This is a genomic window from Streptomyces sp. NPDC048600 (genome assembly GCF_055587025.1).
The window spans coordinates 410,809-435,566 of sequence record NZ_JBVJGZ010000001.1 but is presented as its reverse complement, the minus strand read 5'-3'; the positions used below and the strand labels follow the sequence as shown (position 1 = coordinate 435,566).

At 69.7% G+C, this 24,758-nt stretch carries 22 protein-coding genes; 11 read left to right on the top strand and 11 right to left on the bottom strand.

Features of this window, described 5'->3' with window-relative positions; translation table 11 throughout:
• The first annotated feature begins 47 nt into the window (after positions 1-47).
• A complete protein-coding gene (locus ACZ6SQ_RS01830) occupies positions 48-1,472 on the top strand; it encodes a DEAD/DEAH box helicase (RefSeq protein ID WP_469555589.1) in 1,425 nt (474 codons plus the stop codon).
• 99 nt (positions 1,473-1,571) lie between these two features.
• Here the strand turns inward: ACZ6SQ_RS01830 and ACZ6SQ_RS01825 are convergent, their stop codons facing one another.
• Positions 1,572-1,835 carry a hypothetical protein gene (locus tag ACZ6SQ_RS01825; protein ID WP_469555586.1) on the bottom strand — a complete coding sequence of 88 codons (264 nt, stop codon included), beginning with the start codon at positions 1,833-1,835 and terminating at the stop codon, positions 1,572-1,574.
• 246 nt (positions 1,836-2,081) lie between these two features.
• Positions 2,082-3,542 (bottom strand): hypothetical protein, encoded by a 1,461-nt coding sequence (locus tag ACZ6SQ_RS01820; RefSeq protein WP_469555583.1) that lies wholly within the window; start codon positions 3,540-3,542, stop codon positions 2,082-2,084.
• Between the two features lie 268 nt (positions 3,543-3,810).
• Between ACZ6SQ_RS01820 and ACZ6SQ_RS01815 the strand changes: the two genes are divergently transcribed.
• From ACZ6SQ_RS01815 to ACZ6SQ_RS01805, 3 genes are read left to right on the top strand one after another with little or no spacing between them, the layout of a single operon-like run.
• Positions 3,811-4,284, top strand: coding sequence for a hypothetical protein (locus ACZ6SQ_RS01815; protein WP_469555580.1), 474 nt, complete (start codon positions 3,811-3,813; stop codon positions 4,282-4,284).
• Positions 4,281-5,018, top strand: a complete 738-nt coding sequence (locus tag ACZ6SQ_RS01810) for a hypothetical protein (protein WP_469555577.1) — start codon at positions 4,281-4,283, stop codon at positions 5,016-5,018. Before ACZ6SQ_RS01815 ends, ACZ6SQ_RS01810 begins: the two co-directional genes overlap by 4 nt.
• A 9-nt stretch (positions 5,019-5,027) precedes the next feature.
• Positions 5,028-5,936 carry a transporter substrate-binding domain-containing protein gene (locus ACZ6SQ_RS01805; RefSeq protein ID WP_469555573.1) on the top strand — a complete coding sequence of 303 codons (909 nt, stop codon included), beginning with the start codon at positions 5,028-5,030 and terminating at the stop codon, positions 5,934-5,936.
• Between the two features lie 99 nt (positions 5,937-6,035).
• On the opposite strand, the gene ACZ6SQ_RS01800 is transcribed toward ACZ6SQ_RS01805, so the two are convergent.
• Together ACZ6SQ_RS01800 and ACZ6SQ_RS01795 are read right to left on the bottom strand one after the other, a co-directional pair.
• Positions 6,036-7,229, bottom strand: coding sequence for a lipase family protein (locus tag ACZ6SQ_RS01800; protein WP_469555572.1), 1,194 nt, complete (start codon positions 7,227-7,229; stop codon positions 6,036-6,038).
• Between the two features lie 148 nt (positions 7,230-7,377).
• The gene (locus ACZ6SQ_RS01795; protein WP_469555570.1) at positions 7,378-7,536 is read right to left on the bottom strand and encodes an Arc family DNA-binding protein; all 159 of its coding nucleotides are present in this window, start codon (positions 7,534-7,536) and stop codon (positions 7,378-7,380) included.
• 50 nt (positions 7,537-7,586) lie between these two features.
• Between ACZ6SQ_RS01795 and ACZ6SQ_RS01790 the strand changes: the two genes are divergently transcribed.
• Positions 7,587-8,870: an RNA-guided endonuclease InsQ/TnpB family protein gene (locus ACZ6SQ_RS01790; protein ID WP_469555567.1), complete on the top strand. Its 1,284-nt coding sequence runs from the start codon at positions 7,587-7,589 to the stop codon at positions 8,868-8,870.
• Here the strand turns inward: ACZ6SQ_RS01790 and ACZ6SQ_RS01785 are convergent.
• On the bottom strand, positions 8,845-12,459 hold the full coding sequence (locus ACZ6SQ_RS01785) for a CHAT domain-containing protein (protein WP_469555563.1): 3,615 nt from the start codon (positions 12,457-12,459) through the stop codon (positions 8,845-8,847). The genes ACZ6SQ_RS01790 and ACZ6SQ_RS01785 overlap by 26 nt on opposite strands.
• A gap of 220 nt (positions 12,460-12,679) precedes the next feature.
• On the opposite strand from ACZ6SQ_RS01785, the gene ACZ6SQ_RS01780 reads away from it, so the two are divergent.
• Together ACZ6SQ_RS01780 and ACZ6SQ_RS01775 are read left to right on the top strand one after the other, a co-directional pair.
• Complete coding sequence (locus ACZ6SQ_RS01780) at positions 12,680-12,919, top strand: hypothetical protein (RefSeq protein ID WP_469555561.1); 240 nt, start codon at positions 12,680-12,682, stop codon at positions 12,917-12,919.
• A complete protein-coding gene (locus tag ACZ6SQ_RS01775) occupies positions 12,919-13,296 on the top strand; it encodes a fic family toxin-antitoxin system, toxin component (RefSeq protein ID WP_469555558.1) in 378 nt (125 codons plus the stop codon). The genes ACZ6SQ_RS01780 and ACZ6SQ_RS01775 overlap by 1 nt, the downstream gene beginning before the upstream one ends.
• Positions 13,297-13,350: 54 nt before the next feature.
• Here ACZ6SQ_RS01775 and ACZ6SQ_RS01770 read toward each other — a convergent pair whose 3' ends face one another.
• Positions 13,351-14,361 carry an NADP-dependent oxidoreductase gene (locus ACZ6SQ_RS01770; RefSeq protein ID WP_469555554.1) on the bottom strand — a complete coding sequence of 337 codons (1,011 nt, stop codon included), beginning with the start codon at positions 14,359-14,361 and terminating at the stop codon, positions 13,351-13,353.
• 101 nt (positions 14,362-14,462) lie between these two features.
• On the opposite strand from ACZ6SQ_RS01770, the gene ACZ6SQ_RS01765 reads away from it, so the two are divergent.
• Positions 14,463-15,434 (top strand): LysR family transcriptional regulator, encoded by a 972-nt coding sequence (locus tag ACZ6SQ_RS01765; RefSeq protein ID WP_469555551.1) that lies wholly within the window; start codon positions 14,463-14,465, stop codon positions 15,432-15,434.
• On the opposite strand, the gene ACZ6SQ_RS01760 is transcribed toward ACZ6SQ_RS01765, so the two are convergent.
• Positions 15,410-16,777, bottom strand: a complete 1,368-nt coding sequence (locus tag ACZ6SQ_RS01760) for a glycosyltransferase family 39 protein (protein ID WP_469555549.1) — start codon at positions 16,775-16,777, stop codon at positions 15,410-15,412. The two genes, ACZ6SQ_RS01765 and ACZ6SQ_RS01760, sit on opposite strands and share 25 nt — an antisense overlap.
• Before the next feature lie 359 nt (positions 16,778-17,136).
• Here ACZ6SQ_RS01760 and ACZ6SQ_RS01755 point away from each other — a divergent pair, with 359 nt between their 5' ends.
• Positions 17,137-18,759, top strand: a complete 1,623-nt coding sequence (locus ACZ6SQ_RS01755; protein ID WP_469555546.1) for a helix-turn-helix domain-containing protein — start codon at positions 17,137-17,139, stop codon at positions 18,757-18,759.
• 92 nt (positions 18,760-18,851) lie between these two features.
• Positions 18,852-19,736, top strand: a complete 885-nt coding sequence (locus ACZ6SQ_RS01750; RefSeq protein ID WP_469555763.1) for a DUF817 domain-containing protein — start codon at positions 18,852-18,854, stop codon at positions 19,734-19,736.
• A gap of 33 nt (positions 19,737-19,769) precedes the next feature.
• Here the strand turns inward: ACZ6SQ_RS01750 and ACZ6SQ_RS01745 are convergent, their stop codons facing one another.
• Positions 19,770-21,374, bottom strand: coding sequence for an alpha/beta fold hydrolase (locus ACZ6SQ_RS01745; RefSeq protein WP_469555543.1), 1,605 nt, complete (start codon positions 21,372-21,374; stop codon positions 19,770-19,772).
• A 14-nt stretch (positions 21,375-21,388) separates the two neighbouring features.
• Positions 21,389-22,792 (bottom strand): alpha/beta fold hydrolase, encoded by a 1,404-nt coding sequence (locus ACZ6SQ_RS01740; protein WP_469555540.1) that lies wholly within the window; start codon positions 22,790-22,792, stop codon positions 21,389-21,391.
• 789 nt (positions 22,793-23,581) lie between these two features.
• On the opposite strand from ACZ6SQ_RS01740, the gene ACZ6SQ_RS01735 reads away from it, so the two are divergent.
• Positions 23,582-23,710 carry a hypothetical protein gene (locus ACZ6SQ_RS01735; protein WP_469555538.1) on the top strand — a complete coding sequence of 43 codons (129 nt, stop codon included), beginning with the start codon at positions 23,582-23,584 and terminating at the stop codon, positions 23,708-23,710.
• Between the two features lie 40 nt (positions 23,711-23,750).
• Here ACZ6SQ_RS01735 and ACZ6SQ_RS01730 read toward each other — a convergent pair whose 3' ends face one another.
• Entirely contained in the window at positions 23,751-24,098 is a 348-nt protein-coding gene (locus tag ACZ6SQ_RS01730) for a PRC-barrel domain containing protein (RefSeq protein WP_469555536.1), read from the bottom strand.
• Between the two features lie 182 nt (positions 24,099-24,280).
• Positions 24,281-24,667, bottom strand: coding sequence for a hypothetical protein (locus ACZ6SQ_RS01725; RefSeq protein ID WP_469555534.1), 387 nt, complete (start codon positions 24,665-24,667; stop codon positions 24,281-24,283).
• Between the last annotated feature and the right edge of the window lie 91 nt (positions 24,668-24,758).

Sequence of the window (24,758 nt, the reverse complement as noted above, 5' to 3'; positions counted from 1 at the left end):
CCGCGCCCCGCCTTCCTCGGCCGGGTTCCTTCGGAGGAAGGCTTTCTGTGAGCGATTCAGCACGTGCCGATGCCCGGCAGGCGGACGACGCGTCCGAGGCGCCGGGTGCCGTCCCGGCGCTGCCCACGGCCGCTACCTTCTCGCAGTTGGGGCTGCCGGCCGAGGTGCTGCGGGTTCTCGGCGAGCACGGTGTGACGGTGCCGTTCCCCATCCAGGCGGCGGCGCTGCCGAACGCGCTCGCGGGACGGGACGTCCTGGCCCGGGGCCGTACCGGCTCAGGCAAGACGCTTGCCTTCGGCCTGGGGATGCTCGCCCGGACGGCAGGGCGACGGGCGCAGCCCAAGGAGCCGCTGGCGCTCGTCCTGGTGCCCACCAGGGAGCTGGCGCAGCAGGTCGGTGAGGTGCTCACCCCGTACGCCGACGCGCTGCGGCTGCGGCTCGCGACCGTGGTGGGCGGGGTGTCCATCGGACGGCAGGCAGCCGCGCTGCGGGACGGCGCCGAGATCGTCGTCGCCACGCCCGGTCGGCTGCACGACCTCATCGAGCGCAAGGGCTGCCGGCTGGGACGGGTGCGCATCACGGTCCTGGACGAGGCCGACCAGATGTGTGACATGGGGTTCCTGCCGCAGGTCACCGAGATCCTGGACCAGGTGCGTCCCGACGGGCAGCGGATGCTGTTCTCCGCCACCCTCGACCGCGACGTCGACCAGCTGGTGCGGGACTACCTGCGCGACCCCGCCGTCCACTCCGTGGACCCCGCGTCCAGCGCGGTCACCTCGATCGAGCACCACGTCCTCGTCGTGCACGGCCCGGACCGGTACGCCGTGACCACGGAGATCGCCGCCCGGGACGGCCGGGTCCTGCTGTTCCTCGACACCAAGCACGGTGTCGACCAGCTCACGCGGCATCTGCGGGCCAACGGTGTGGCCGCCGCCGCCCTGCACAGCGGGAAGTCCCAGCCGCAGCGCACCCGTACTCTTTCCCAGTTCAGGAACGGTCAGGTCACCTCGCTGGTGGCGACGAACGTCGCCGCACGCGGTCTGGACGTCGACGACCTCGACCTCGTGGTGAACGTCGACCCCGCCACGGACCCGAAGGACTATCTGCACCGTGCCGGCCGCACGGCTCGGGCAGGCCGTTCCGGCACCGTCGTGACACTCGTCCTGTCGGGACAGCGCCGCGAGACGAGCCAGGTCATGGCGGACGCCGACGTGGCCCCCAAGGTCACCAAGGTGCGGTCCGGCGAGGCGGAGCTCAGCCGGATCACCGGCGCCAGGGCCCCGTCAGGCAAGCCGCTCGACGGCGGGTCCGCCGTCTCGCCCCCCAAGAACCACAACGCCCCGTTCCGCGGCCTGGGCAGCACCAAGGACGCGAAGAGCGGCGGCTCGGGCAGCAGGGCCTCCCGCAAGACCAGCGAGGCACGCAAGCTCGCGGAGGCCCGCAAGGCGGCCCGGGTACGACGCGGCGGCTGAACCCGGCCCCCGGGAGCGTGGGGGCGCCCGAGCCTGCGCCCGCTGTGTCTGAACTCGATCCTTACGATCGAAGGACGTGAAGGGTGCGGTCCAGCTCGGTCACGTGGTGCCGCGCAACCGGACCAGGAGTGGTGCGCACTCGGCCGTGACGGCATGGACCTCCGCCCGGTCGGCCGGGGTGAGGCCGTCGCGCCGGGAGGCCCAGCGGCGCTGCTCCGCCGTCAGGGCTGCCGCTCGATCGGTGTCGTTCGCCGCCTCCGCATCCGAGATCAGCCGCGAAAGGGCACCCACCACGAGGCCGATGCCGTCCAGCGCCACGTCGTAGGCCGTGGCGTCCTCGAACGACCAGGTGGCCGTCTGCATGCTCTGCAAGATCGATTCGCGCTCCGTCATCTGTCTTTGCCCCACGCTTCCTCGTCAGGTCGTGTGGTCGAGCCGGGCCTTGCACTACCGGGCCCTCAAGGGACCAACTGCCATTGGACATCACGGCATTGCGCCCGGGAAGCCTTGATCGGGCCGATTGAATCGCGAGGAGGTCCGGCGGGTTGCGGAGCAGGGAGTCGTTCGCCGCAGGCGGCCGGCGACGCGCGCACCGACCTCTGTGGTGCGTCACGCGGGACAGGCGCCGTCCGGACCGGGGCGGCCCGCACGCGCTGCCCCGTCGGGACCGGTGTCACCCGACGGCAGCTCCGGGACCCCCGCCCGGTCGAGCAGGGCCCGCATCTGCGCGACAGGCAGCGCCGGGTTCGCCGCCGCCACGCAGCCCACCTGCGGGTCGTCGAGCAGCTCGATCAGCCGGGGTACCGGCAGCCGGGGGTCGCGGGCCGCCGCCTCGCGCACGCGCGCGGACCCGTCCCGGCTGAGGCGCTCGACCAGGGACGGCGAGGCGTCCGGGTCGCGCAGCGCGAGGGCCCGCTCCCTCGGATCCTCCGCGTCGGCGCAGCGGGCCGCCAGCCCGGTGGTCGGGAACCCGGGCCGTGTGACGAGCATTTCGACGGCACGATGTGTGCCGTGGAGGTACAGGTCGTACAGCAGCTCCGGCGGCGCCTGAGGATGCCTTTCGGCGAGCAGCAGTCGTACGGCGAAGTCCTCGTCGTCGGCGAGGAGCCGCACGCAGTCCTCGGGCAGCTCTTCGCAGAGAGCGGCGGTGCGCCGCAACCAGGTGTGCGCCGAGTGCGCGCAGCGGCGCAGCAGGTCCTGGTCCCCGCGCGAGCGCCACACCCACTGCAGGGCGTCCAGACGGTCTTCGGGCGCCACCGTCCAGTCGATCGCGGCTCGCTGTTCCTCCGTCAGCTCCGGTCGGGCCGACACCGCGAGTCTCACCTGCGGATCCTCGTGGTCGGCGATCCGGGCGGCGAGGTCCGCGGGGAAGGTCGGATTGAGCGCGAGCCGGGCCAGCTGCCTGCCGCCGTCCATAAGACGCTCGGCCAACTCCCGGGTGAGCAGCCCGGTTTCCAGCACGTCCCCCAACTGCCACTCATACGTGAGGGTTTCGGCGAGCCAGGCGGTGCGCTCCGCGTCCTCGTGCATGACGTGCATCGCGGCGGTCCGGCGGGTCGCGTGGTCCGGGTCGTCGAGCAGCGCGGCGCGCGCGTCGTCGGTGAGTTCGGCCCAGACGCGGCGGCAGGCGGCCAGCCGCAGCACCGGGTCCTCATGGGTGGCCAGCGGTATCAGGACGTGGGCGGGGACATGGGCGGACATGGCCGTCTCGTGCCGGACCATGGGCCGTTCGTGGCTCAGCAGCCGCTCGTACGCCCAGTCCGGCAGGGGAGCGACCGTAGCGCGGTAGGGGAGCGGACCGCAGGCGACGAGGATGGCGTCCGAAGGGGGGCCGTCCAGGAGCCTGGCCTGCAGCGCGGGGTCGGCGTGCCAGCTCCCGGCGACCGCCGAGCGCACCTGGCGGTCCGGGTGGGTGACCAGCGCCTCCCCGACCTCGGCCGGCAGTGAGGTGCGCCAGACGAGCCGGGTCACGATGTCCCAGTCGTGCTCGGACGGCAGGATGCGAAGAAGCACGTCCGCCGGCGCCGACGGATTGGCGGCCAGCCCCGGCACCGCGTCACGTGCGGTCATACGATCCCCTGACGTCTGGAAGCGCGGCCGCACCGCGGGTGGTGCGGCCCGACCTCATGATCCATGCCGGCCCGCTCCCGCCGCGAGGCGGGCCGATCGTCTCATCCCGCCTGAGGGACGGCGCGGCGTGCGGGGCCCGCTCCCGCGTCCATGCGCCCACGATCTGGGCGGAGGTCTGGAGGGCCTGTGAATGTGACATGAAGTGACCCTTGTGGAACGGAGAGTTGAGTAGAATTGAGTGTGTCTTGTGCGGGGGGACGGGGGACAGATGTCCGAGTTACTGACAGCCGCAGCAGTGATCGCACCGTTCGTCAGCGCGGCCGCGACATCGATGGCTGGCGCCCTGGTCGATTCCGCCCGGACCAGGCTGGCGGACAGTGCCGTCGAGCGGGGGCGACAGCTTCTTGACAGAGCACTGCGCCGAACCGACGACGACGCGGCGCCCGCAGAGGACGACAGCGACACGGCGCCCTCAGAAGGCGACAGCGACGCGGTACGGGCGATCGAGGCCCTGTCCCCGGCCGACCGGGAAGCACTGGAGACCGCTATCGGCCGATGGCTGAGCGACAGCGACGATCTGAGTGCTCGTTCGCTGGAGCGGGAGATCATCGCGGCACGGCCCGCGGGCGACCGGTTCCATGTCTCGTCGCACGGGGACAATTCTCCGGCGATCGGCAGGCTGGACAGCGCGAACTTCTACTTCAACGCCCGCCCGGACGACCGAGGCGGCGAAGGCAGTTGAGCGCCGACCCGCCGAGACATCACAGCACCAAGACCCTCGGGGACAATTCCCCGGCGATCGGCTTCGTCAGCAAGCTCTTCCTCAGTGTCTTCGTCGGTGACGTCGTCGAGTTCGCCGCCAAGGCGAAGCGCTGGGGCGGCTGGAACTGGCCGCCGTTCCTGCTGGTCGTCCTGCTGGGCAGTTACGCCTTGATCAGCGCCCCCGACGGCCCGCTGCGTCAGTTCGTCTGGGTGTACCTCGCCATCGCCGGCTCGGTCTGCCTGGCACTCGCCCGACTGGTCCACCCGGGCGGCGAACGGCAAGCCCGTCGCTGGCGCGTGCTCATGTCGGCGGCGGCCGTGATGCTCGCGGTCGCCGGCACCATCGGCATGGACCATCTCGCCGATCACGGCGAGATCGACGTCACCGGCCGCAGTCGCCTCACGGCCGGCGCCGTCACCGACGGCTCCGAACTGCGTCTCGTCGTCGACGGCCCCACCGACCGGGCATGGCTGCGGCTGACGCTCGAGATCCGCGACGCGGCACGGTCCTCGCAGTTCTGCGCACCGGAGACGCGCTACTCCGCCCAGCTGCGGGATCAGGCCAGCACCGGGGTCGACGACGGGAGGAGCGGCCAGACGGTCGACTTTCCGCTGGGCGGGCTCGAGGGCCGGATCGACGTGCGGATCACTCTGCGGACCGACGAGGGGTGCCTGATGAATGTGTTCGTCGCGGACGCCGTACTTCACGACTGAGAGGACCTCGTGCCCGCAACCTCCCCGGACCGGCGCTCGTCCTTCCGGCTGTCCGGCCGGACAGCCGGGATCGCCGCCGCCGTAGCCCTGTTGGTGAATCTCGCCTCCTGCTCGTCCGAGGAACCCGAACCGGAGTTCCTCGGCGTCACGCGCGTCACGGTCGCCATGCACAACGACCTGCCGGGCATCTCCTACTCCGAGAACTACGACCGTTCGGGGCTGGACTTCCTGGTCTTCCAGCACGTCGAGGAAGAACTCGACGTCGCGTTCAGCGATCCCGTGGACGTCTCCTCCGGCGACCGAGTCACCCAACTCCTGGATCACAAGGCCGATATGACGATCGCCTCGTTCTCCATCACGGCGGAGCGGATGGACCTGATCGACTTCGTCGGGCCCTACCTCAAGACCCGGCAGGGCTTTCTCGTCGGCCCGGAGAGCACCGGAGTGCAACGGCTCTCCGACCTGCGCGGTACGAGGATCTGCACCTGGCAGGGCACCACCTCGCGCGAGGCGCTGGAGCACATCAGGGACACCGTCGACGCGGACCCGGTCGTCCTCACGGACGCGTCGGACTGCCTCGAGCAACTGCTGGACGGTCAGGTGCAGGCGATCTCGACGGACCAGGCGATCCTCTACGGATTCGCAGGCCACTACAAGAAGGACCGTCTGCGGGTCGTGCCGGACGTGACGATAGGAGCACCGCAGTACTACGGGATCGGCCTGCAGAAGGGGCATCGGCAGGACTGCCGAAAGCTCGAGGACTGGCTCAAGAGACATGTCGGCACCAGCACCTGGATCAGGGACGTGGAGACGTCGTTGCCCGTTCTCACCGAGGCCGACCCGTCCTGGATCAGCAGCCACAAACCGAGCGCCAACGAGATCGAGGCGCGCTCGTGCCGCGACAGCGTCAGCCCGTGAGCGCCCCTGCCGAGGGTGATGGGCTCGGCGACGACGGTGACACCGACGGCGACGCGCGTGAGGACCACCGAGGGCGTGGCTCGGCGTCCTCGGCTGCCGCTACGCGCCGTTCATCGCCGTGCTGATCTCCGACGCCACGAACGGCATGCCCCAGTAGGCGGAGTGTGTCCACATGCCGCTGCTCGCCGCGTGCGGCACGGACACATCCACGGGTGAACTGCCGTCGTGCAGCCGGAAGACTCCGGCAGCGACGAAGGCCAGCATGTCGAGAGGCTCCCAGAGGTTGGTCCAGCGGGCCAGGGACGCGGGCAGTACGACGGGCCGGCTCCCGGAGTACGGCAGGATCTGACCTCCGCGCGGATCGCAGGCGTGGAAGAACGCCGCCTGGGAGCCGAACGTCACCAGCGAGGACGTCCACAGGGGATCGGCGGCGGTGGCCATGTCGACGGCGATGACTCCGCCCAGACTGTGGGCGACGACCCGTACGGGCCGGTCAGGGGTGCGGCCGAGCGCGGGGTCCACGCTGTCGATCGACTGCCGAACCCGGGCGTGAATGGCGTCCCGGTGGCGCTGGTACACCAGCACGTCGCCGAGGAACCGTGTGGTCGCGGGCCCGAACTCGGTGCGCAGCGCGCTGTTCAGGCGTCCGGCGGCCGCCTGGATCGCGGCGCCGGCCACCCGGTCCAGGTCGCGCAGCCGATTCCGCAGCATCCTGCGCAGTCGCCCCTCGTCCTCACCACCGGCGCGCAGTCCGTCGTACGAGCCGACGCCGTCCGCGCGGAGGTCGTCGGCCTCGATGAGGGCCTCGGCCAGGGACCGGCCCGTCTCGAAGAGGAGGACGGGGTCGTCGGTGCGCCGCAGCCACCGGGTTCGGGGCCATTCCTCGGCCAGGTACTCCAGGAACTCGTCCACGTCGCTGTCATGCGGGCCGTCCCGCAGGCCCGAGTCGCTGTCCTCGTCGGCGAGTCGCTCGCGTACGGCGGTCTCCACGCGGGGCCACTGGTCCGGCGCCCGGGTGTCCGGGGCCAGTGCCGAGGCGAGCCAGGGCTCGGGCCCGGTGGCGTCCGGCGGCCCGTCCGCATCCCGCAGTCCGTCGCCCCTGCGGGCACTGGACGGTGCCCCGGGGCGGGTCGGGATCGCCACGGTCACGAAGCGGTCGTCGGCGCCGAGATCACCCCAGTACACCGGCACCATGGCGTGTCCGGATGCCGCCTGGAGGTCGGCGACCGCTGCTGCGAAGCCCTGCTGGTCACGGTTGGCAACGCCGTGAATGACGAAGACGGGGTCGTCCATATGCGGAAGTTCCTTCATGGGTTGGGTGTGCGGCTGCGGCTGCGGCACTGCGGTGAGTCGGTCACCTGGTTCCTTTGGGGATGCCCGGCCTTCAAGCCGGGGAGGAATCGGACTCCTGCGGAGCAGGGCAGGGTAAGCCGAATCGCCGTCAGGGCGATTGGGCGTCGGCCACGGCGTTGTCACGCTCGGCCTCCAGCCGGTAGACGATCTCGGAGTTGAGGGACCTGCGGGCGGACCTGGCCTGAGCGGTCAGCCATGCGTGCAGGTCGGCGGGCAGGCGGAGCGTGATGCGCTTCTCTTCATCCATGACACCAGAGTAGTAGATTTCAAGTGGTCCACCAGTTGTAGAGTGGTGTCATGACGACACGAGAGACGACTGCGGGGGATACCGGGCACGCCCGGTACACCTACCGGCTCCGTGTGTCGTCGGCGGCCCGCACCGGCCTCATGGCCGAGTGGGCACGCTGCCGGTGGGTGTGGAACGAGTGCGTGGCCGTGTCCCGCAGGGTCCACGCCTTGAACCAGGACGCTGTCGAGAAGGCGACGTGCGGCCCGGCGCAGCTCGACAGGATGCTGACCGAGGCCCGCACGGCAATGGGGTGGCTGCGTGAGGGTGCGTCGGTGCCGCAGCAGCAGACCGTCCGCGACTTCGCCAGGTCCCGTGCCAAAGCGATGAAGGACATCAAGGCGAAGCTGCCGATCCGGCAGCGCGCCGGGATGCCCCGCATCAAGCGGAAGCGGGACGCGCTGCCCACGCTGAACTACACCCGGCGCGGATTCCGCCTGGAAGACGGGCGGCTGCACGTCGCGGGCGGCATCGTCCTGACGGTCGTCTGGTCCCGGGAACTCCCGGCCGCCCCCACCTCGGTGCGGGTCCACCGGGACAGCCTGGGGCACTGGTACGCGTCGTTCGTCGTCGCCACCGAGACCCGGCCGCTCCCGGAAACCGGCGCCGTGATCGGTGTGGACTGGGGCGTCAGGGAGACCGCCACCACCACATCCGACGCCCACGACCTCCCCCACGCCGAGCACGGCAGGAAGGCCCAGGCCAGGCTGACCCGGTACGACCGGATGATGGCCCGCCGCAAGCCGAAGAAGGGGCAGGCCGGATCTAACGGCTACCGCGAGGCCAGGAAGTCGCGCGCCAAGGTCTGTGCGAAGGTCGCCCGGCAGCGTCAGGACACCGCCCGAAAGTGGGCCAAGGCGGTGGTCCGTGACCATGACGCGGTCGCCGTCGAGGACTTCCGTCCGAAGTTCCTCGCGAAGTCGACGATGGCCCGCAAGGCGGCGGACGCGGCGATCGGCGCCACGAAGGCGGCCCTGGTCGAGATGGGCCGCAAGCACGGGCGCGATGTGCGTCTCGTGCATCCCGCGCACACCACCATGGACTGCGCGGCGTGCGGAGCGAGAACCAAGCACGCACTTCCTCTCTCGGAACGTACCTACACCTGCACCGCCTGCGGAGCCGTATCCCCCAGGGACAAGAAATCCGCCCGCGTGATGCTGGTCCGGGCTGGTCTCAACCCGGCTGGTGCTGATCGTGTAAGAGCTGGCGGACCGCTGGTCCCCAGCCGACGTGAGCCAGGAATCCCCGCCCTTTGGGGCGGGGAGGATGTCAAGAGACCGACTCCTCTTGCGTGACGGTGTGTGCCGTGGCCGCGGGACTGCCGTACACGGCGTAGGCCAGCCATGTGGGATCGCCGCCGTGCAGTTCACGGGTGATCTGCCGGGCGGCGAGCGACGCCTGGCCGAGGGGCTGCCTGTTGGTGATGAACTGCTCGTAGAAGGCCTCGGCGAACTGGAGGGCGGAGCGTGACCGTACGGGCCAGAGGGTGCCGATGAAAGCGCCCGCTCCCGCGTTCAGGAACTGAGGCGCCCACCCCAGACTCTCGCCGAACCAGGTGATCTCACCCGCGCTCCGGCACGCGTTGAAGAACACGAGAGGACGATGGGGCCGCAGGGTGCGCAGTTGGGCCGCGGCGGCGAGGTCGATGGGATCGAAGGTGCCGTCGGCCATCTTCACGCAGGAGCCGGACCCCGTGAAGGAGTTGTGGCACGCGAAGTGAAGCAGGCCCGCATGCCCGTCCTGGACGAGTGCGGCCAGGGCCGCACCCTCGGTCAGGACACCGGCGTCCGCCACGGACGTCCCCAACCGGGCGCGCAGCGAGGCCACTTCCGTGGTCGCGTCCGCGGGTGAGTCCGGCGGGACGACGAACGCCACGCCGGGAAGGCTGAGGCTGCGCACCCTCTCCTGATTGTGGACCCGGCGTACCACGGGCAACCACTCGGCCAGAAAGCCTCTGTCCTCGCGGTTTTCATCGAGGGGATAGAGCAGTTCCCAGGGGATGCTGTCGTGTTCGCCGACGACGGTGATGGCCGAGAAGCGGTCCGCCTCCATCCAGAACTGGCGTTGGACGGCGTCGGGCACGGCGGACGTCCAGAGCTGTACGCCCTGGTTGCGCAGGCGGTTGCGCAGCCGTCGAGCGTCGACGTCGCTCTCGTCGGCGGCCGCCTTGGCGGCGCGTCTCAGCTCGGCGTAGATCTGTTCCGCGGCCCCTCGGAAACCGGCCGCCACGTTGATGGTTTCCGGTAGGTAGGTCGTCTCTGCCAACAGCTGGAAACTGATCGTGCCGGCGGCTTTGTCCTTGAGGACCTGAAGGGTCACCTCACCGGGATCGGACGCCATCGACGGCAGCGACGCCTGGCGCTGCGGGCCGTCGCGCGTGACACTGCCGTGCCCCACCGCGACCTGGCAGACGACCTCTCCGAGGAACGTGCCGCCCCGGTAGGCCCGCACGGTCACCCGATGGAGCCCCGGCATCGAGGCCTTGAGCCGAAACCGCAGCACATCCGAGTCCCGGCCGGGTACGACGTGCAACTCCTTCTGCAATTCGTCGAGCACCGTGAGACCGGGCGCGTGGATGGTCACCACGACCCGGGCACCCCCACGGGGCAGAGCGAAGGGGCGCAGTTGCACGCCCGTCCCCTTGGTGCTGCCCCGAACGATCTGCACCTGGAGGGGCATCTCACGCCCTGGCGCGATCTGCTCGACCAACTCCGCCACCAGCGAACGCGGTTCGGCCGTGTCGGGGTCGCTGTCGGGCGTCATGGTCGGGGAGATGGCCTGGGCGGGCGGCGGCGTTGGCTCCCGCGGTGGGGAGGTCTCCCCTTTCGGCGCGGGGAGCGGTTCGTACGCCCACTCCAATCGCGGCCTCTGCTGGTCGTCCTGGGTGCGAAGCGCGCGCCTGCTCCGTGGTCCGCGTTCCTGTGTGGCTGTCGGCGCTGGCTGCCCCGAGGGGCCGGCCGCGGTGATGCGTTGCCTCACCAGCATGAAGACTCCCGCCGCGCAGAAGGCGGTGAGCAGGGCGGCGGGGTAGACCGTCGGGTAGCGCAGCCATGGTCCAGGCTCTGGAGTGACCCAGATCGACTCCGCGGACCGAAAGAGCATGCGGTTGTAGTCCGTGGCGTCGGCGACGACGTAGGTGCCGACAAGTCGGAGTCCCTCGCCGAGACGATCTCCGAAGGCGTCCGCCGACGCGACCTTGACCGTGACTTCCCGAATGCTCTGCTCGCCGGGCGCGACCGTGATCTCGTTCGGGGTGATGGAGAGGAGTCCGGGAAGGATGTCCTTGATGGACAGCCGCAGGGTGTGCGGGACGGTGGCTAGGTTGTTGACGGTCAGCTTCGCGGCGATCTCGCCTCCGGCGTGGGACTTCGGCCGGGACAGTGCCAACCTGGCCTCGGTGGGCTGTTCGCCCGACGCCACGGCGGTGACCAGAGGGCGGGTGTCGGTCGTCAAGCCTGGAGCCGTGAGGTCCACGCCTACCCTGAGCGCCCCGGTGGCCGTGTCAGGCACCGTCGAGGAGCCGCTGAAGAAGCCGATGTCGGTTTCGACGTAGGGGTCCTGGCCCCTGGCGGTGAAGCCGATGCGTCGCGGAGAGAAGCCGTCGCCCGTCAGCTCCGCACGGATGCGCAGTCCCGCATAGTCCGCGGGGTCCTCGATCGCGTAGCCCTCACGCGTCTGCAGCCGCAAGGTCACCGTCACCTTCTCGCCGGGCCGCGGTGCGGGCGGGTCCATGACGATGGCTCCGCGCACCTCGCCCCGCCATAACAGGCTGACGGAGACGGGCCGGGATTGGTGTCCTTCCGGGGCCTCCGTCCTGACGGTCCACGTTCCGGGCAGCGGATCCCTGATCCTCAGTGCCTCGACGGTGCCCGTGCCGCCCGCCAGCTCGACGCGGGACTTCTTGTGCCACCCCGCCTTCGGTACCTCGTCACCGCGGGGGTCGACATAGGTGATCCGTACCGCCGGGTCGCTCTTGTCGACGACGATGGTGGCCGAGGTCGCCAGCGGAGAGACGTCGATCTCCATCGAGGCGGGCGGCCGTTCGCCGGGGCCTTCGACGTGGCGCTGGGAGCACTGGGCCGCGGCGAACATGCTCTGCAGCGTGGCGCCGATCTCCTCGGCTCCTTGAACCATGGAGGCCGTGGGAGAGGAGGCGGGCAGCAGGTCGACGCAGCCCACTTGATAACCGCCGACGGCGATCGGGTCGAGTTGCTGCCTGTCCGCCCCGGGCCCGAAACCCAGCGGCCACACCTGCACCTTCTGTGCGCGGGCGTCGGCCAGCGCCAGTGTCGACTGCCTTGCGGCCTCGCTGTTCCGACTCACGACGTCTGGGCCGTACAGGGGGCTGTCGCGGATGTCGAGTTTCCCGTCGGTGAGGAGGAACAGCACGCGCGGCTCCAAGGGGTCGGAGTCGGCCAAGTCCTCCACGCCCTGCCGGATCGCGCTCGGGAAGTCCGTTCCGGTGCCCTGGCCCGCTTCCCGGCCCCGGAATCCGTCCACGCATTCGGCAATCGACTCGCGGCCCGGTCCGTCGAGGACGGTGCGTGGGCAGAGCGGTTCCACCGCGCTCTGGCCGGGCCTCTCGGCCGAGGCGTAGCCGAAGACCGAGACCGTGGACGACGAGGAGACGTCGCCGAGTGCGATCCGCTTGACGGCGTCCTTCTCGGCTTCCAGGTCCTCGGCTGTGACGCTGGCCGAAATGTCCAGGGCCACCGCGTAGTTGACCGCTGACAGAGCTGGTTGAGAGTCCGCCGCGGGCGCCAACTCCTCGTGGCGGGCGGGCGACAGCAGCGAAACGGCGATCGCGGTGGCCACGAGCATCGCGACCACACCGTGGCGCACCCGTCCCCGTCCCGACCGCCGTCTGCCCGTGACGTCGTCCACGGTCGTCCCCCAAGTGCGCTGTCAGAGCATCTGCGTGCCGGGTGTGAAGGGTGCCGTGCGCGTGACCGAACACTGGCGCGGTGTGTTCCGCAGCCTACGCTCTGTGACCCCTGGGGTGCGGCCGTTCGCTCGGGCAGGGGAGATGGAGACCGTCTTATGGCACCGGAGATTCGAGTGCAGAAGGCGCCCACGGCATGGTAACGGCTGTTACCATGCCGGTATGGCGAAAACACAGCTGGGTGCGCGCGTGGATCAGGACGTGGCGGAGCTCGCCAGGAAGCGCGCCGCCGACCTGGGGTTGAGTGTCGGGGACTACCTCGCCAGGCTGGTGCAGGATGACACCAGCGGGCTGCGTGCCCGTGCGGTGGACGCGGCCGCCCGGTTCCTGGCCGAACACCAGACGATCTTCGACGAGGCGGAGGAAGCCCAGCAGACGGGTGGGGGAGCGCGCGCGGCCTGATGGAACTGAACATCGACGTTCCCTGGATCCTGCAGGTCGCCGAAGCCGCCGGAGCGGACGATCCGGCACCCGACGACTACGGCGTGCCCGTCTCAGCGGTCGCCCGCCACCGAGCCGGGCTGTTCGAGCAGCCCGTCTACGACGGCCCCTATGCCAAAGCCGCCGCCCTGGTACACACCCTGGGCCGGTGCCGCTGGCTGGAACGCTCCAACATGGCTGTCGCCGCTGCCACCGGTGTCATGTATCTCGAAGCCGCCGGGGTCCGGGTCAAGCCTGCCCGTGAGGATGCCGTCGCTCTGAAGGACCTGCTCCTCGATCCCGCCTGTACCGCCGGGAAGATCGCCGCATTGCTGCGGACCTGGCCCACCGCCACCTGAGACGACTCGATGGTCGGCCCCGCACGTCGGGGTCGGCCCCGCTGCGGCAGGGCATCAACTGTCAAGGGTGCCCTGCACGATGATCTTTCCCGTGTTCTCGCCACGCAGCATGCCCAGGAACGCGTCCACGATGTGCTCGAACCCGTCCACCACCGTCTCGTCCAGCGCGAGCCGGCCGCTCCGCAGATGGGGGACCGCGAACTCGTACAGCTCGTCCTGCAGGTCGCGGTAGTTGCTGACCAGGAAGCCCTCCATGCGGAGGCTCTTCTCCACGATGTCCGAGTAGTTGAAGTGCGGCGGGGGAGCGTCCGGGGTGTTGTACCGGCTGATGGTGCCGATCCGGACGATGCGCCCGAACTCGCGCAGTGCGCCCACCGCGGCGGCGAGTTGCTCGCCACCGACGTTGTCGACGAAGACGTCGATGCCGTCCGGCGCTGCCTCGGCGAGCAGTTCCGCGGCGCATCCGTCGTGGTAGTCGAACGCCACGTCGTAGCCCACCTCCCGGGTCAGGTGGTCGACCTTGGCCGCCGAGCCCGCACTGCCGACAAGTCGGCCGGCGCCCAGCAGTCGGGCGAACCGGGCGGTCGCCGTGCCGACACCTCCTGCCGCTGCGGAGACGAAGAGCTCGTCGCCCTTGCGGAGTTGGGCGATACGGGTGAGACCCACATAGGCGGTCAGTCCGGTGCCGCCGAGGACACTCAAGTAGGCCGTCAGGGGAACACCGTCGAAGTGGGGGAGTCTGCGGATCTCCTCGGGTCGGACCACGGAGTGCGTGCGCCAGCCCTGCCTGTGGAACACGATCTCGCCCTCGGTCAGCCCCGGTGTCCGCGAGGCGACGACGCGCCCGAGGGTCCGGCCCTCGAGCGGTGTGTGAAGCGCGAAGCCGCCGGGCACGTCGTCCATCATCTCGCGGTGGTAAGGGTCGACGGACCAGTAGACGTTCTCCACGAGCGCGGTGCCGACCTCGGGATCGGGAACCGTGGACTCGACGAAGGTGAAATCCCCGGCGGTGGGGAAGCCGTAGGGTCGGGCGGTCTGCTGGACGGTGATCGCGTTCTCGGTCATGCCCGGACCGTAGGACGGGAATGGAGGCCTCGGGCAGGGGGTTGGGCTCATGTACACCCCCTGTTTCATGAGCAGTTCTCATACTCCGAGGTGAGCGCCCTGTGACACGCGCGACCGGCACCGATCTCGCTCCGAACGAACTGCGCATCCTGGTGGCGGTCGCGGACGCGGGCGGGTTCTCGGCCGGGGCCGAGGCGCTCGGCCTGACGCAGTCCGCGGTCTCGCACTCGGTGCGCGGCAGCGAGCGCAAGATCGGCGCCGTTCTGTTCGAACGCGGCCGCGGCGGTGCGAGCCCCACGGGGGCGGGGGACAGGGCCGTGGCGCATGCGCGCCGCGTACTGCACCTGCTCGACGTGCTGGTCGCCGAGGCACGGGACGCCGCCCGGTCCGAGGCGTCGCAGCGCCCGGAGGGACCGCTGCGGATCGCGGCCTTCCGCAGTACCGCGCTGCACCTGCTGCCACCGGTCCTTCGGCGGCTGCGGGCGCGGTATCCCGGGATCGAGCCACAGGTGCGGATCGTGCGCGAGCTCGGGCGCGGCACTGCGGGCGAGGTGGCGGACGGGAGGGCGGACCTCGCCATCGCCACCCTGGACGGAGCGCGGTTGCCGGCGGGGCTGGTGGTGAGCGGGCTCTTCGAGGAGAGCTACTCCCTGGTGCATCCGGCCGGACACCCGGCTCCACGCTCGCTGCCGCTCGTCGACTGGGCCGAGAACTGCGGCTCGTACACCCGCGCCTGGTGGGGTGCGCAGGACTGGATCCCCAGGGCCACGATCGAGGCCGAGGACGACGGAGCGGTGCTCTCGCTGGTGGGTGCGGGGCACGGGATGGCGATCATGCCGGCACTCTCCCTGGTCGGAGCACCGGACTCGATCGAGATCACCGATCTCGGTCCGGAGCGCCCGAGGCGCCGAGTCGGCTATGTGACCACCCCGGAGCTCGCCGGCTCCGCGGTCGTGCGCGCCCTGGTACGAGAGCTGCGGGCCGTCGACTCAGCCACGACATCGGCCGCGCCACCAGACGCAGTCGTCAGCAGCGGGCAGCAGCGGCATCACCCGCACGTGCCCCGCTCGTAGACGGTGATCACCGCACCGTGCACGGCCTTGCTGCCGCAGCGTTCGAAGTGTTCCGCCAGAACCTGCCGCTTGGTCACTTCCCGCGGGAAGGCGTCGAGGGGCTGGCCGACAGGATCTGTGAGAGCGATGATCCTGTTCTCATCGAGCATCTTCCTGCGGATAGCCCGTGCGGATATCTCCGTACCGTGCAGTGTGCGTGACTCCGTTGGAGAGCGGTCGAGGGCCAGATCATCGACCTCGCCGTAGGCCGACGGTGCCGACAGCAGCCACTCACGGCGTCGTGCCGGCATGAAGAGGACCGCGTCTCCCTGGCGTGCGTGAACCTCGACTGCGTGCGCGACAGCCACCGTGTCGTCCTTACGGCTCTCCGGAGACCGCAACAGCAGCGACCAAGGCACCAGGATCGCGAGACTCGTCAGGGCCAGGGAGCAAGCCCCGAGGCGTACCCTCGCCCGGCGCCATGCCACCCTGCGCACCGCGGTCTCGGCAGTGGCGCCGAGGAGCAGCGCGAGACCGGCCATGCTGTACAGCACGTAGCGCTGCACGTACCACGGATGGATCAGGGAGACAGTCATCAACAGCCCGCCTGGCAGCACCAGGAGGGGGATCGCGACCGACTGAAGTGTCGGCCTGTGCGGGACATGCGCAACGGGTAAGGCATTGGATCGCGAGATATAGAGGCTCATGAGCAGACCAGCGAGCGAGATGCCGAGGAACTGCAGCCAGGCCGCAATTCCCGGCCTGCCCAGCCAACCCAGTTGCTGACTTGACTGGCCGACGCTCAAGGCGGCGAGGGGTGCGACGGCCACGCCGGAAACGGAAACGGAAGCGATCCAGGACCGCTTGACAGATGGTGCCACAATCCCGCCCAGACACAAGGTGACGGCGTGCGCCGACAGCACCAGAACAGCGAATTCGTGCAGCCATCCCGCAGCGGCCACGAGCAGCGTATAGCCGACCCACACCCGCGTCGATCCGCGTTCAAGGCAACATAAGAAGAGATACGTCGACCACACCACTGCCGCTGAAACCAACGCGTATGAGCGGCCCTCCTGGGCATATTGCTGCACCACGGGATTCGCTGCGTAGGCCAGACCCGCCAGGACCCCGGTTCTCGTTCCACGCAAACGCCTGCCGATAGCGCCCACGCCGGCCGCCGCCAGAGCGCTCGCTGCGACCGAGGGAAGCCGTAGTGCGAGTAGACCCCCGTCCCACAGGGCGAACACCCCGTGCATGATGAAGTAGTAGAGGCCGTGTACGGCGTCGATACTGCCAAGCAGGGCCCAGATATCTGCGAGCGAGCGGTGCGCCACCTGGTAGGTCGTCGACTCGTCGCGCCACATGCTTCCTTGACGGGAGGTGCCCCAAAGGCCCAGAGCACCAGCCACCGCCGCTGGGACCACTGTCGCCGCGGCAGCGGCCGTTTTCGGCAAAGTCCGTTTCGGACGTGATGATGTCTCAGCCTTCTGTGGGTCGGTTTCCACTCGAGTCAAGTCAGTCGCGGAAATGGGTCAGTCCCTTCTCTCGCCCCAGAGCTGCTGCGGTGCTGATGAGCGGGTTCGTCTCACTGGTGGATCACCAACACCCACCACTCCACAGGGCGATCCATTGATGGTCACCCCGGTCCCGGGTCGGCTATCAATCTCCTCGTCGGCTACGTTGATCAGGCAGGAGGAGACCTCGAGGGGAGTGGAAAGGGACTATGGGGCGGCGGGAGAAGGAACTGGATCCACAGGACGGCCCCGTTCAGGCCTTCGCGTACGAACTGCGCCAGTTGCGCTCTGCCGCCGGGAATCCGCCCTACCGGCAACTGTCCGAGAGTGCGGGATTCTCCGCTCCGACACTGTCCGAGGCGGCGTCCGGTCGGCGTCTACCGACCCTCCAGGTAGCCCTGGCGTATGTCACAGCGTTAGGAGGGCAAGCCGAGGAATGGGAACGCCGTTGGCGCTCGGCCCACGAGGAAACCGCACGGCTACCTCTTGCGGAGCAGAGTATTGCCGCCTCGCCGTACAGGGGACTGCAGCGCTATGAGACGAGCAACCAGAACTTGTTCTTCGGGCGGGACTCACTCGTGGAGGAGTTGCGAACGCTGACGACAGCGAGCCGGTTCGTCGCCCTTGTCGGAACCTCTGGTAGCGGTAAGTCGTCGCTTCTCCGCGCCGGGCTGATTCCAGCCTTTCGCACTTCTGGCGCGGTTCCTGCCCCAGCGGTCATTCGCATCTGCACTCCGGGGCCGCGACCTCACTCCACGGTGATTCCCCTGCTGAAGCCGGCAGAGGGCGAAGGTGACACGCTGCTGATCATTGACCAGTTCGAGGAACTCTTCACGTTGCAGGACAAGGTCTCCGAGCAGACCGCACTCATCGACCAGCTTCTGAGCGCCTGCGAGACCGGCCGTTTTCGAGTCTTGATCGCCGTCCGGGCCGATTTCTTCGGTCGGTGCGCCGCACATCCAGGACTCGCGCGCGTGATCAACCAGGCCCATCTGCTCACATCAAGCATGACGCGCGAACAACTCCGGGAAGCCGTCGTCAGGCCGGCGGCCACCACCGGCCTGGTCGTGGAGCGTGCCCTGACGGATCGCATCCTTGATGATGCGGCGCATGAACCGGGTGCATTGCCCCTCATGTCACACGCACTGCTGGAAGTGTGGCGGCGCCGGTCCGGCAAGACCCTCACGCTCGACGCCTATGAAGCAATCGGGGGCATACGTGGGGCGATCGCTCACACGGCGGAAACAGTCTTCAGCGGCCTGACGGAGAACGAGTCCGAACTGGCCCGCGCCATGCTGCTTCGACTGATCTCACCGTCACGCGACGGTGCTGACACTCGCCGACCGGTCACACACTCCGAGCTGAGCAGCGACAGACGCCAGACATCGATCCTTGAACGCTTGGTCGCCGCACGCCTCGTCACGACGGACGCCGAGAACGTCGAACTCGCCCACGAAGCTCTCATCACGGCCTGGCCCCGGCTGAACCACTGGGTCGACAGCGAACGAGACCGACTCCATGAACACCGACGCCTGACCACGGCGGCCCGGACATGGGAGGACCTGGGCAGAGACCAAGGCGCCTTGTACCGGGGCCTGCTGCTCGCTGCGGCACAGGGCCACTTCCTCGCCGAGGATGCCCAACCGTCCGACAGGCTCAACGACATCGAGCGAGAGTTCCTGATCGCCAGTCACCGTGCCCACGAGGACGACGCCGCGCAAGCGTTGAGGACTGTGCGACGTACACAGATCCTGACTCTCTTGATCATCGTCCTCATAACCTCGGGAGTCGCAGTCTGGATTACGTGGTTTCTGACCCGAGAACATCCGTGACAGCATCCGGACAACCCAGGTATTTGAACGCGTTCAACAGCCCTCTAGGATCGGGAGCCACAGCGGCGTTCGAAAGAAGGGGCATGCGTCGAATGTTGAGGCGGCTGAGGCACGGCCTGGAGCAGTTGGTGCGGTTCGGACTGGTCCAGGCACGCTGCTGCACCTTCGCCGTGCTCCTGCTGGCGGGCATCGGCGCCTCCCGGCTCCTGCCCGAGCTGCCGGTCGCGCGCTACGACCTGGTGCTGGTCTACGGGTTGCTGCTCACCCTGGTCGCCCGCAAGGCGGGCTGGGAGACGGGCAGGGACGCCGCGGTGATTGCCGTGTGCCACGTGGTGGGGCTGCTGTTCGAGCTGGTCAAGGTCCGTATGGGATCGTGGAGTTACCCGGAGGACGCGCTCACCAAGGTCGCGGGGGTGCCGTTGTACGGCGGCTTCATGTACGCGGCCGTCGCCAGCTATGTCTGCCGGGCCCGACGGCTGATGAGGTTGAGTCTCAAGCGCTACCGTGCCACCGCCACGACCGTGGTGGCCGCCGCGATCTACCTCAACTTCTTCACCCACCACTGGGCCCCCGACCTGCGCTGGCCGCTCGCGCTGGCGATGGTCGCCGCGACCGCCGGAACCTGGGTCGGCTTCCGGGTGGGCGACCACCGCTACCGTATGCCGCTGGCCGTCTCCTTCGTGCTGATCGGCTTCTTCCTCTGGGTCGCCGAGAACGCCGCCACCTACGCCGGCGCCTGGAGCTATCCCCAGCAGCTCGACGGCTGGCAGCCGGTACCGCTGACCAAGTTCGGCGCCTGGTCTCTCCTGATCAGCGTGACGTTCGTGCTGGTCGACCATGCCTCGGCGAATGTTTTCGGCCGCACCGCCGGCCGCCCGCAGGACGGCGGGCCGACGGTGTCAGCTTCCACCAAAGGCTTGGCAGGCTTGTCTGCCCGCCCGCAGCGGCGGAGTTCGCCTGCGGACCGCCGTCACTGACCCGGTGCGGTGGGCGGCGGTCGCAGGGTGCTCCTATGGTGCGATCTCGAACCGCGGTGGCTGGAGTCCCGCCAGGCAGCTGGTGTCCGGCGCGGTCGGCCGGGCGAAGAACGACGTGGTGATCGTCTGCGCGCACTGCGAGTCGGCGAACACCACGTGGGCGACGTAGGGCACCGTGACAGTGGTGGAGCGGCTCAGCGTACGCGCGACGTACGCCCCGTTGCTCGGGGCCGTCTGCGCGTCGAACCCGCCGGACAGGGCGAGCGTCGGGATGTCGCTGCGGGTCACGTCCCGGACCGACGGAGGCGCCGGGGGGACGTCCCAGGCACGGCAGTCGTCGTGGAGCCAGGCGAGTTGCGGGGCGTTGGGCAGCATCGACCGGGGGAACGACGGGAACGCCCGGCGCCCGCCGCGGACGATGTCGGCCCGGCTCTCGTACGGTGTCCACTGGCTGCAGAAGATGCCGTAGACCAGCCCGTGGGCGACGCGGCCGATGGCCTGCGGGCTGTACTTGCCGCCGGCGAGCTGCTCGGCGATCCGCTGCCCGTTGCCGTGGGCCAGCTCGTCGATGGAACGCGGCACCCCGGCCGCCACGTGGGTGGCCGAGGTCAGCCAGGTGACGAGGTTGCTTCCGTCCAGCACGACCTGCACCGGATCGGGGTGCACCGGAACTGTGACGGTGACGGTGAGCGGGTTCGCTTCCAGCTCACCGACGAGGCGGAGGAAGGTTGCCTTCAGGTTCGGGTAGCGGTTGTTGCAGTCGGGCTGTTCCTCGCAGGCCTTGAACAGGCCGTCGAAGCCCTCGCGCGCGGCCTTCCAGGTCACGGCCCCGCCGGCGATGGACGGCGGCAGGATGCCGTCGATGCCGACCGAGCGGATGCCCTTCGGGTGCAGGCGCATGTAGTTGAGCGCCAGGTGGGTGCCGTAGGAGATCCCGAAGACGTTCCACTTCCGCACGCCCAGCGTCCTGCGCAGGGCGTCGTAGTCGGCCGAGCTCTCGATGTCGTTGTAGGTGCTGCGGTCGGCCTTGGCGTCCACACGGTCGCGGCAGGCCCGGGTCGCCTCGACATGCAGGCGCCCGGTGGACCGCGCGTTGGAGACGAGGCCGAGGGCGCGGGCGTTGAACTCGTCGATGTTCGGGCAGGTGAGCTCCGGGTCGGCCGAGTACGTGCCGCGCTGGGACATGAAGATCACGTCGCGGTCGCGGTTCAGGTTGCCTGCGAGCGCCATCGGGATCTCGGAGACGGCGTCGTCGCCGGGGCCGCCTGCGAACCACACGATCGGGTCGGGCGCGGGGCTGCTGCTCTCCGCGGGCATGATCGCGACGGCGAGGGTGATCCTGCGCCCGTCGTGGCCCCTGGGTCCCCAGGCCTTGGAGCGCTTCTCGGGCACGGTGAGCGTGCCGCAGCGGGCACGTGCGAGATCGGGGATCGGGTCCGCCGTCCTGGGGCAGGGGCCCGGTTCGAAGTGGGCGTCGCCGACCGTACGGGCGACCGTGCCGATCGGGCTTTCGGTGCCGGACTCGGCGTGGGCGGGCATCGCGGCGAGGCCGATGACGAGCGCGCCGGCCGTGGCTCCGGCCAGCGTCGCCGGGAGCCGTCGCGCGGGGCGACTGCTTCGGGTCGTACCAGGGGACATCGTGCGTACTCCGGTCAGGGGATGATGGTGAACGGCTTGGGTTCGACTGCCGGCACGCAGCCGGTGTCGGGCGCGTTCGGCCGCGCCAGGAAGGAGCGCAGGACCGACGCGGCGCAGGGGTTCTGCGGCACCACCCAGTGGGTGATTCCGGGGATCACCACGGCGGTCGAGCGGGGCAGCGTACGGCCGGCGAACGGCCCCCAGCTCGCCCCGGTCTTCGCGTCGAAGGTTCCGGTGACGATGAGCGCGGGCACGTCGCTGTGGGTGGCCACGCGCTGGACCGCGGTGCGGTCCGGGACGTTCCAGACGCGGCACAGGTCGTGCTCGAAGGGCAGCTGCGGTGCGTGGGCCAGCACCGAGTCCGGCCATCCGGGGAAGGCCCGGCGGCCCGCCTCCAGCACGTCGCGCTTCGAGAAGCCCGGGGCCCACTCGGCGCAGGCCACCGAGTGCGTGAGTCCGTGGGCGAACTCTCCGACGGCGGGCGTCGCGCCGGCGGCCTGGGCCTGCGCGAGGCGCTGCGGATTGCCGTCGGCGAGTTCGTAGAGCGCCGCGGGGACGTCGACGGACGGTACCAGTCGGCCGTCGGTGACGAGGAGGTTCACCAGCGTGCCCCCGTCGAGGACGACCCTCACCGGGGTTCCGCCACCGGGCGGCGGTACGGTCAGCGTCAGGGGGTTCGCCTCCAGCCGCCGGACCTGCCGCGTGAGCGTGCGGGAGAGGTCCGGGTAGCGGGACTTGCAGGCGGGCTGGGCCTCACACGCCGCGAAGATCGCGTTGATCCCCTCCTGGGCGCTGTCCCAGGCCCACGGCAGGCTCACGATCTGCGGCGGCACGACCGAGTCGATCGCCAGCGAGCGGATGCCCTGCGGGTGTCGGCGCAGGTAGGTGAGCCCCAGGTCGGTGCCGTAGGAGTAGCCGTAGACGTTCCACTTCCTGATGCCCAGGGCCTTGCGGAGGGCGGCGAAGTCCGCGGCGTTCTCGGTGGTGTTGTAGGCGGCGAGGTCGTTTCCCTCCGCCGTCAGGCGGTCCCGGCACTCCTTGGCCGCGCGTACCAGCCCTCGGCCGGTGGACGGCGCGTCGTACGGCAGACCCACTGCCGTCGCGTTGAACCGGTCGATCTCCGGGCAGGCGAGGCTCGGCTGTGAGTGCAGGGTGCCGCGCTGGGCCACGACGATCAGATCGCGGTCGCTGTTCACGCCGGAGTCGATCAGGAAAGGGATGGCTCCGAAGGCGTCTCCGCCAGGGCCCCCTTCCATGAACACCACTGGGTCGGCGGCCGGCGTCCGCGACGCTGCCGGGATGATGGCGACGGCCAGCCGGATCGTCCGTCCGGCGCGGCGCTCGCGGTTCTCGGGGACCTCCAGGAAGCCGCACCGCCCGGGGACCGGCTCGGGCGTCCGGGGGCAGGGGCCCGGCACGAACCGTGCAGGATGTCCCGGCGACGGCCCGCCTGAAGGCGGCGACTGGGCGCTGCTCGGCGCGGTCCCGACCACGCCGAGTACGCCCAGGCATGCGGCGAGGAGCGCCGCCTTCGCGCGCGCCCCCCGTTTTGGTCGTGGTCGGATGCTTCGAGCCCGGCTTCCTACGGGCGTTCCGGTCCCGGAGCGGGAGGGCAGGGGCCCGGGACCGATGTCGTGTTCCGCCATGTGATCTCGTCTCTCTGACGTCCCTGGCCACTTCGGTCGGGGGACGGGGTGGCATGGCTGCGCCCCGTCGCACGGGGCGGGGCAGGGCGCGTACGTCAGCCTGCGTTCGGGCAGGGGCGTCCACCACTCGTCGCCTCCACTTGGAGCAGCCGACCTCGGATCGGGGCTGTCAGTGGTCGGCGGGTCACCCGGTCGGGGGCGGAGCGGAGCCGCACCCGCTCCGGCGGTGGTCATTCAGGGACAAGCCGGAGGCATACGGCGCGGGCTTGGTCGGCGCTCGGCGCCCGGCAAGGAGTTCTACAGGCTCGTGCGACCCGCCACTGGCCTGTGCACTCACCGGGTACTCGGGAGAGATACAGCCCGCCCGCAACCGGAGGAGTGGGGAACCGTGCTGTTGTCTCATTCACTCGATCACGGAGTGCTGGTCATCGATCCGTCCTTCGTGGATACCCCGGCCTTCAGGCCGGGGTGGGGCCCAGGCTTGAGCAGCCCGCTGTGGACGCCGCGGAGGTCGGCGCCGTCCTCGAACTGCATCGAGCATGCAAGGACCTGAAGGTCCTCATGTCTGTCGTCAGTGCCAGCGCACCTGCCCGGCGCGTGCTGGCGGCCGGCGCCGACAGCAGCGGAACGCACCTGGTCATCCACGCTCGTGCCAGTACGGCGGTGGCCGCCTTCGCCGTCCTTGCCTGACGGGGACGCCGGGGACGCTTCCCTCCTCGGGATGCCGCTGTCAGTGCCCAGCTCCATGGCGGCCGCCGAGCTGGTCACGGTGGCGCGGATCGCCCAGGTACGTGTCCTTGTCGAATACGGGAGCCGACTTCGTCCGGGCCTTCGTTCGGGCCACGTTCACGATGCGGGCGACATGGTCGACGCCCATGACCGCCTCCGACGGGACCACCACGTCCTTGCCGAAGAACCATGGGCCGGTGTGCACCACCAGGAAGCGGGGGCCGAGGTCCCTGGAGTACTTGCTGACTGTGCCGACACGGCCGTCCGTGGCGTTCACCTGATACCCGGTGAGGTCGTCGTCCGGGGTGTGGCCGGCAGTGGGCACATGATGGGTACGGTGTTCGGTCACGAAGTCCTCCCTTTCGTCCTCCCGTACGTGTGCCCGGCGAAGCGCGCGGCAGACGTGTCGGACGTGCCGATCCGCTCGGAGGGCGCCACACGCAGGCACTCGTCGGGCCGGGGGAGTGGGCCGCCAACGGTTCCGACGAGCAGGCCGGAGCATGGAGAAGGAGGTCTGCGAGTGCAGGGGGACTACCTCACACGGTAGCCGTCGTGAGAGGCGGACAGCTCGTTGAAGCGGGCGAAGTCGTCGATCCACTGGCCGACATCTCGGGGCGCATCGTCGTAGAAGGACATCAGCTCCGCAATGAGGTGCTCACTCGCCGCAAGCCGCAGTCGCGACGCGATGAAGAGCGCTTCTTCCGCACTCACGTGCCAGTTGGAGTTCGACAGGAACTTTTCCATGTCCACGGTCCGATTCTCCGGCTCGAATCCCGGCATGCGCAGGGCCTGTTGCAAACCCTGTCCCGCTGCCGCTCCGGCCTCGCGCATGATTTCGCGGACAAAGCCCATTTGGTAGGTGTTCAAACCGAACGAGCCGCCAGGAGCAGGACGTTCGAACTCAAATGCGTATCCCATGAGGGGCAGAGTATGCGATCACCAAGCGTCGTGAAGACGCCTGGTGTCGCAAGCGGGAGGGGCAGCCCTCCGGATCCCGCCCGTGGCTCCG

Coding starts and splice junctions, on each gene's coding strand:
- ACZ6SQ_RS01825 (WP_469555586.1), bottom strand. CDS start 1,835: ATGCAGACGGCCACCTGGTCGTTCGAGGACGCCACGGCCTACGACGTG.
- ACZ6SQ_RS01735 (WP_469555538.1), top strand. CDS start 23,582: ATGTCTGTCGTCAGTGCCAGCGCACCTGCCCGGCGCGTGCTGGCGGCC.
- ACZ6SQ_RS01745 (WP_469555543.1), bottom strand. CDS start 21,374: ATGTCCCCTGGTACGACCCGAAGCAGTCGCCCCGCGCGACGGCTCCCG.
- ACZ6SQ_RS01755 (WP_469555546.1), top strand. CDS start 17,137: ATGGGGCGGCGGGAGAAGGAACTGGATCCACAGGACGGCCCCGTTCAG.
- ACZ6SQ_RS01750 (WP_469555763.1), top strand. CDS start 18,852: ATGTTGAGGCGGCTGAGGCACGGCCTGGAGCAGTTGGTGCGGTTCGGA.
- ACZ6SQ_RS01790 (WP_469555567.1), top strand. CDS start 7,587: ATGACGACACGAGAGACGACTGCGGGGGATACCGGGCACGCCCGGTAC.
- ACZ6SQ_RS01800 (WP_469555572.1), bottom strand. CDS start 7,229: ATGGACGACCCCGTCTTCGTCATTCACGGCGTTGCCAACCGTGACCAG.
- ACZ6SQ_RS01725 (WP_469555534.1), bottom strand. CDS start 24,667: ATGGGATACGCATTTGAGTTCGAACGTCCTGCTCCTGGCGGCTCGTTC.
- ACZ6SQ_RS01760 (WP_469555549.1), bottom strand. CDS start 16,777: ATGTGGCGCGACGAGTCGACGACCTACCAGGTGGCGCACCGCTCGCTC.
- ACZ6SQ_RS01815 (WP_469555580.1), top strand. CDS start 3,811: ATGTCCGAGTTACTGACAGCCGCAGCAGTGATCGCACCGTTCGTCAGC.
- ACZ6SQ_RS01820 (WP_469555583.1), bottom strand. CDS start 3,542: ATGACCGCACGTGACGCGGTGCCGGGGCTGGCCGCCAATCCGTCGGCG.
- ACZ6SQ_RS01795 (WP_469555570.1), bottom strand. CDS start 7,536: ATGGATGAAGAGAAGCGCATCACGCTCCGCCTGCCCGCCGACCTGCAC.
- ACZ6SQ_RS01780 (WP_469555561.1), top strand. CDS start 12,680: ATGGCGAAAACACAGCTGGGTGCGCGCGTGGATCAGGACGTGGCGGAG.
- ACZ6SQ_RS01770 (WP_469555554.1), bottom strand. CDS start 14,361: ATGACCGAGAACGCGATCACCGTCCAGCAGACCGCCCGACCCTACGGC.
- ACZ6SQ_RS01775 (WP_469555558.1), top strand. CDS start 12,919: ATGGAACTGAACATCGACGTTCCCTGGATCCTGCAGGTCGCCGAAGCC.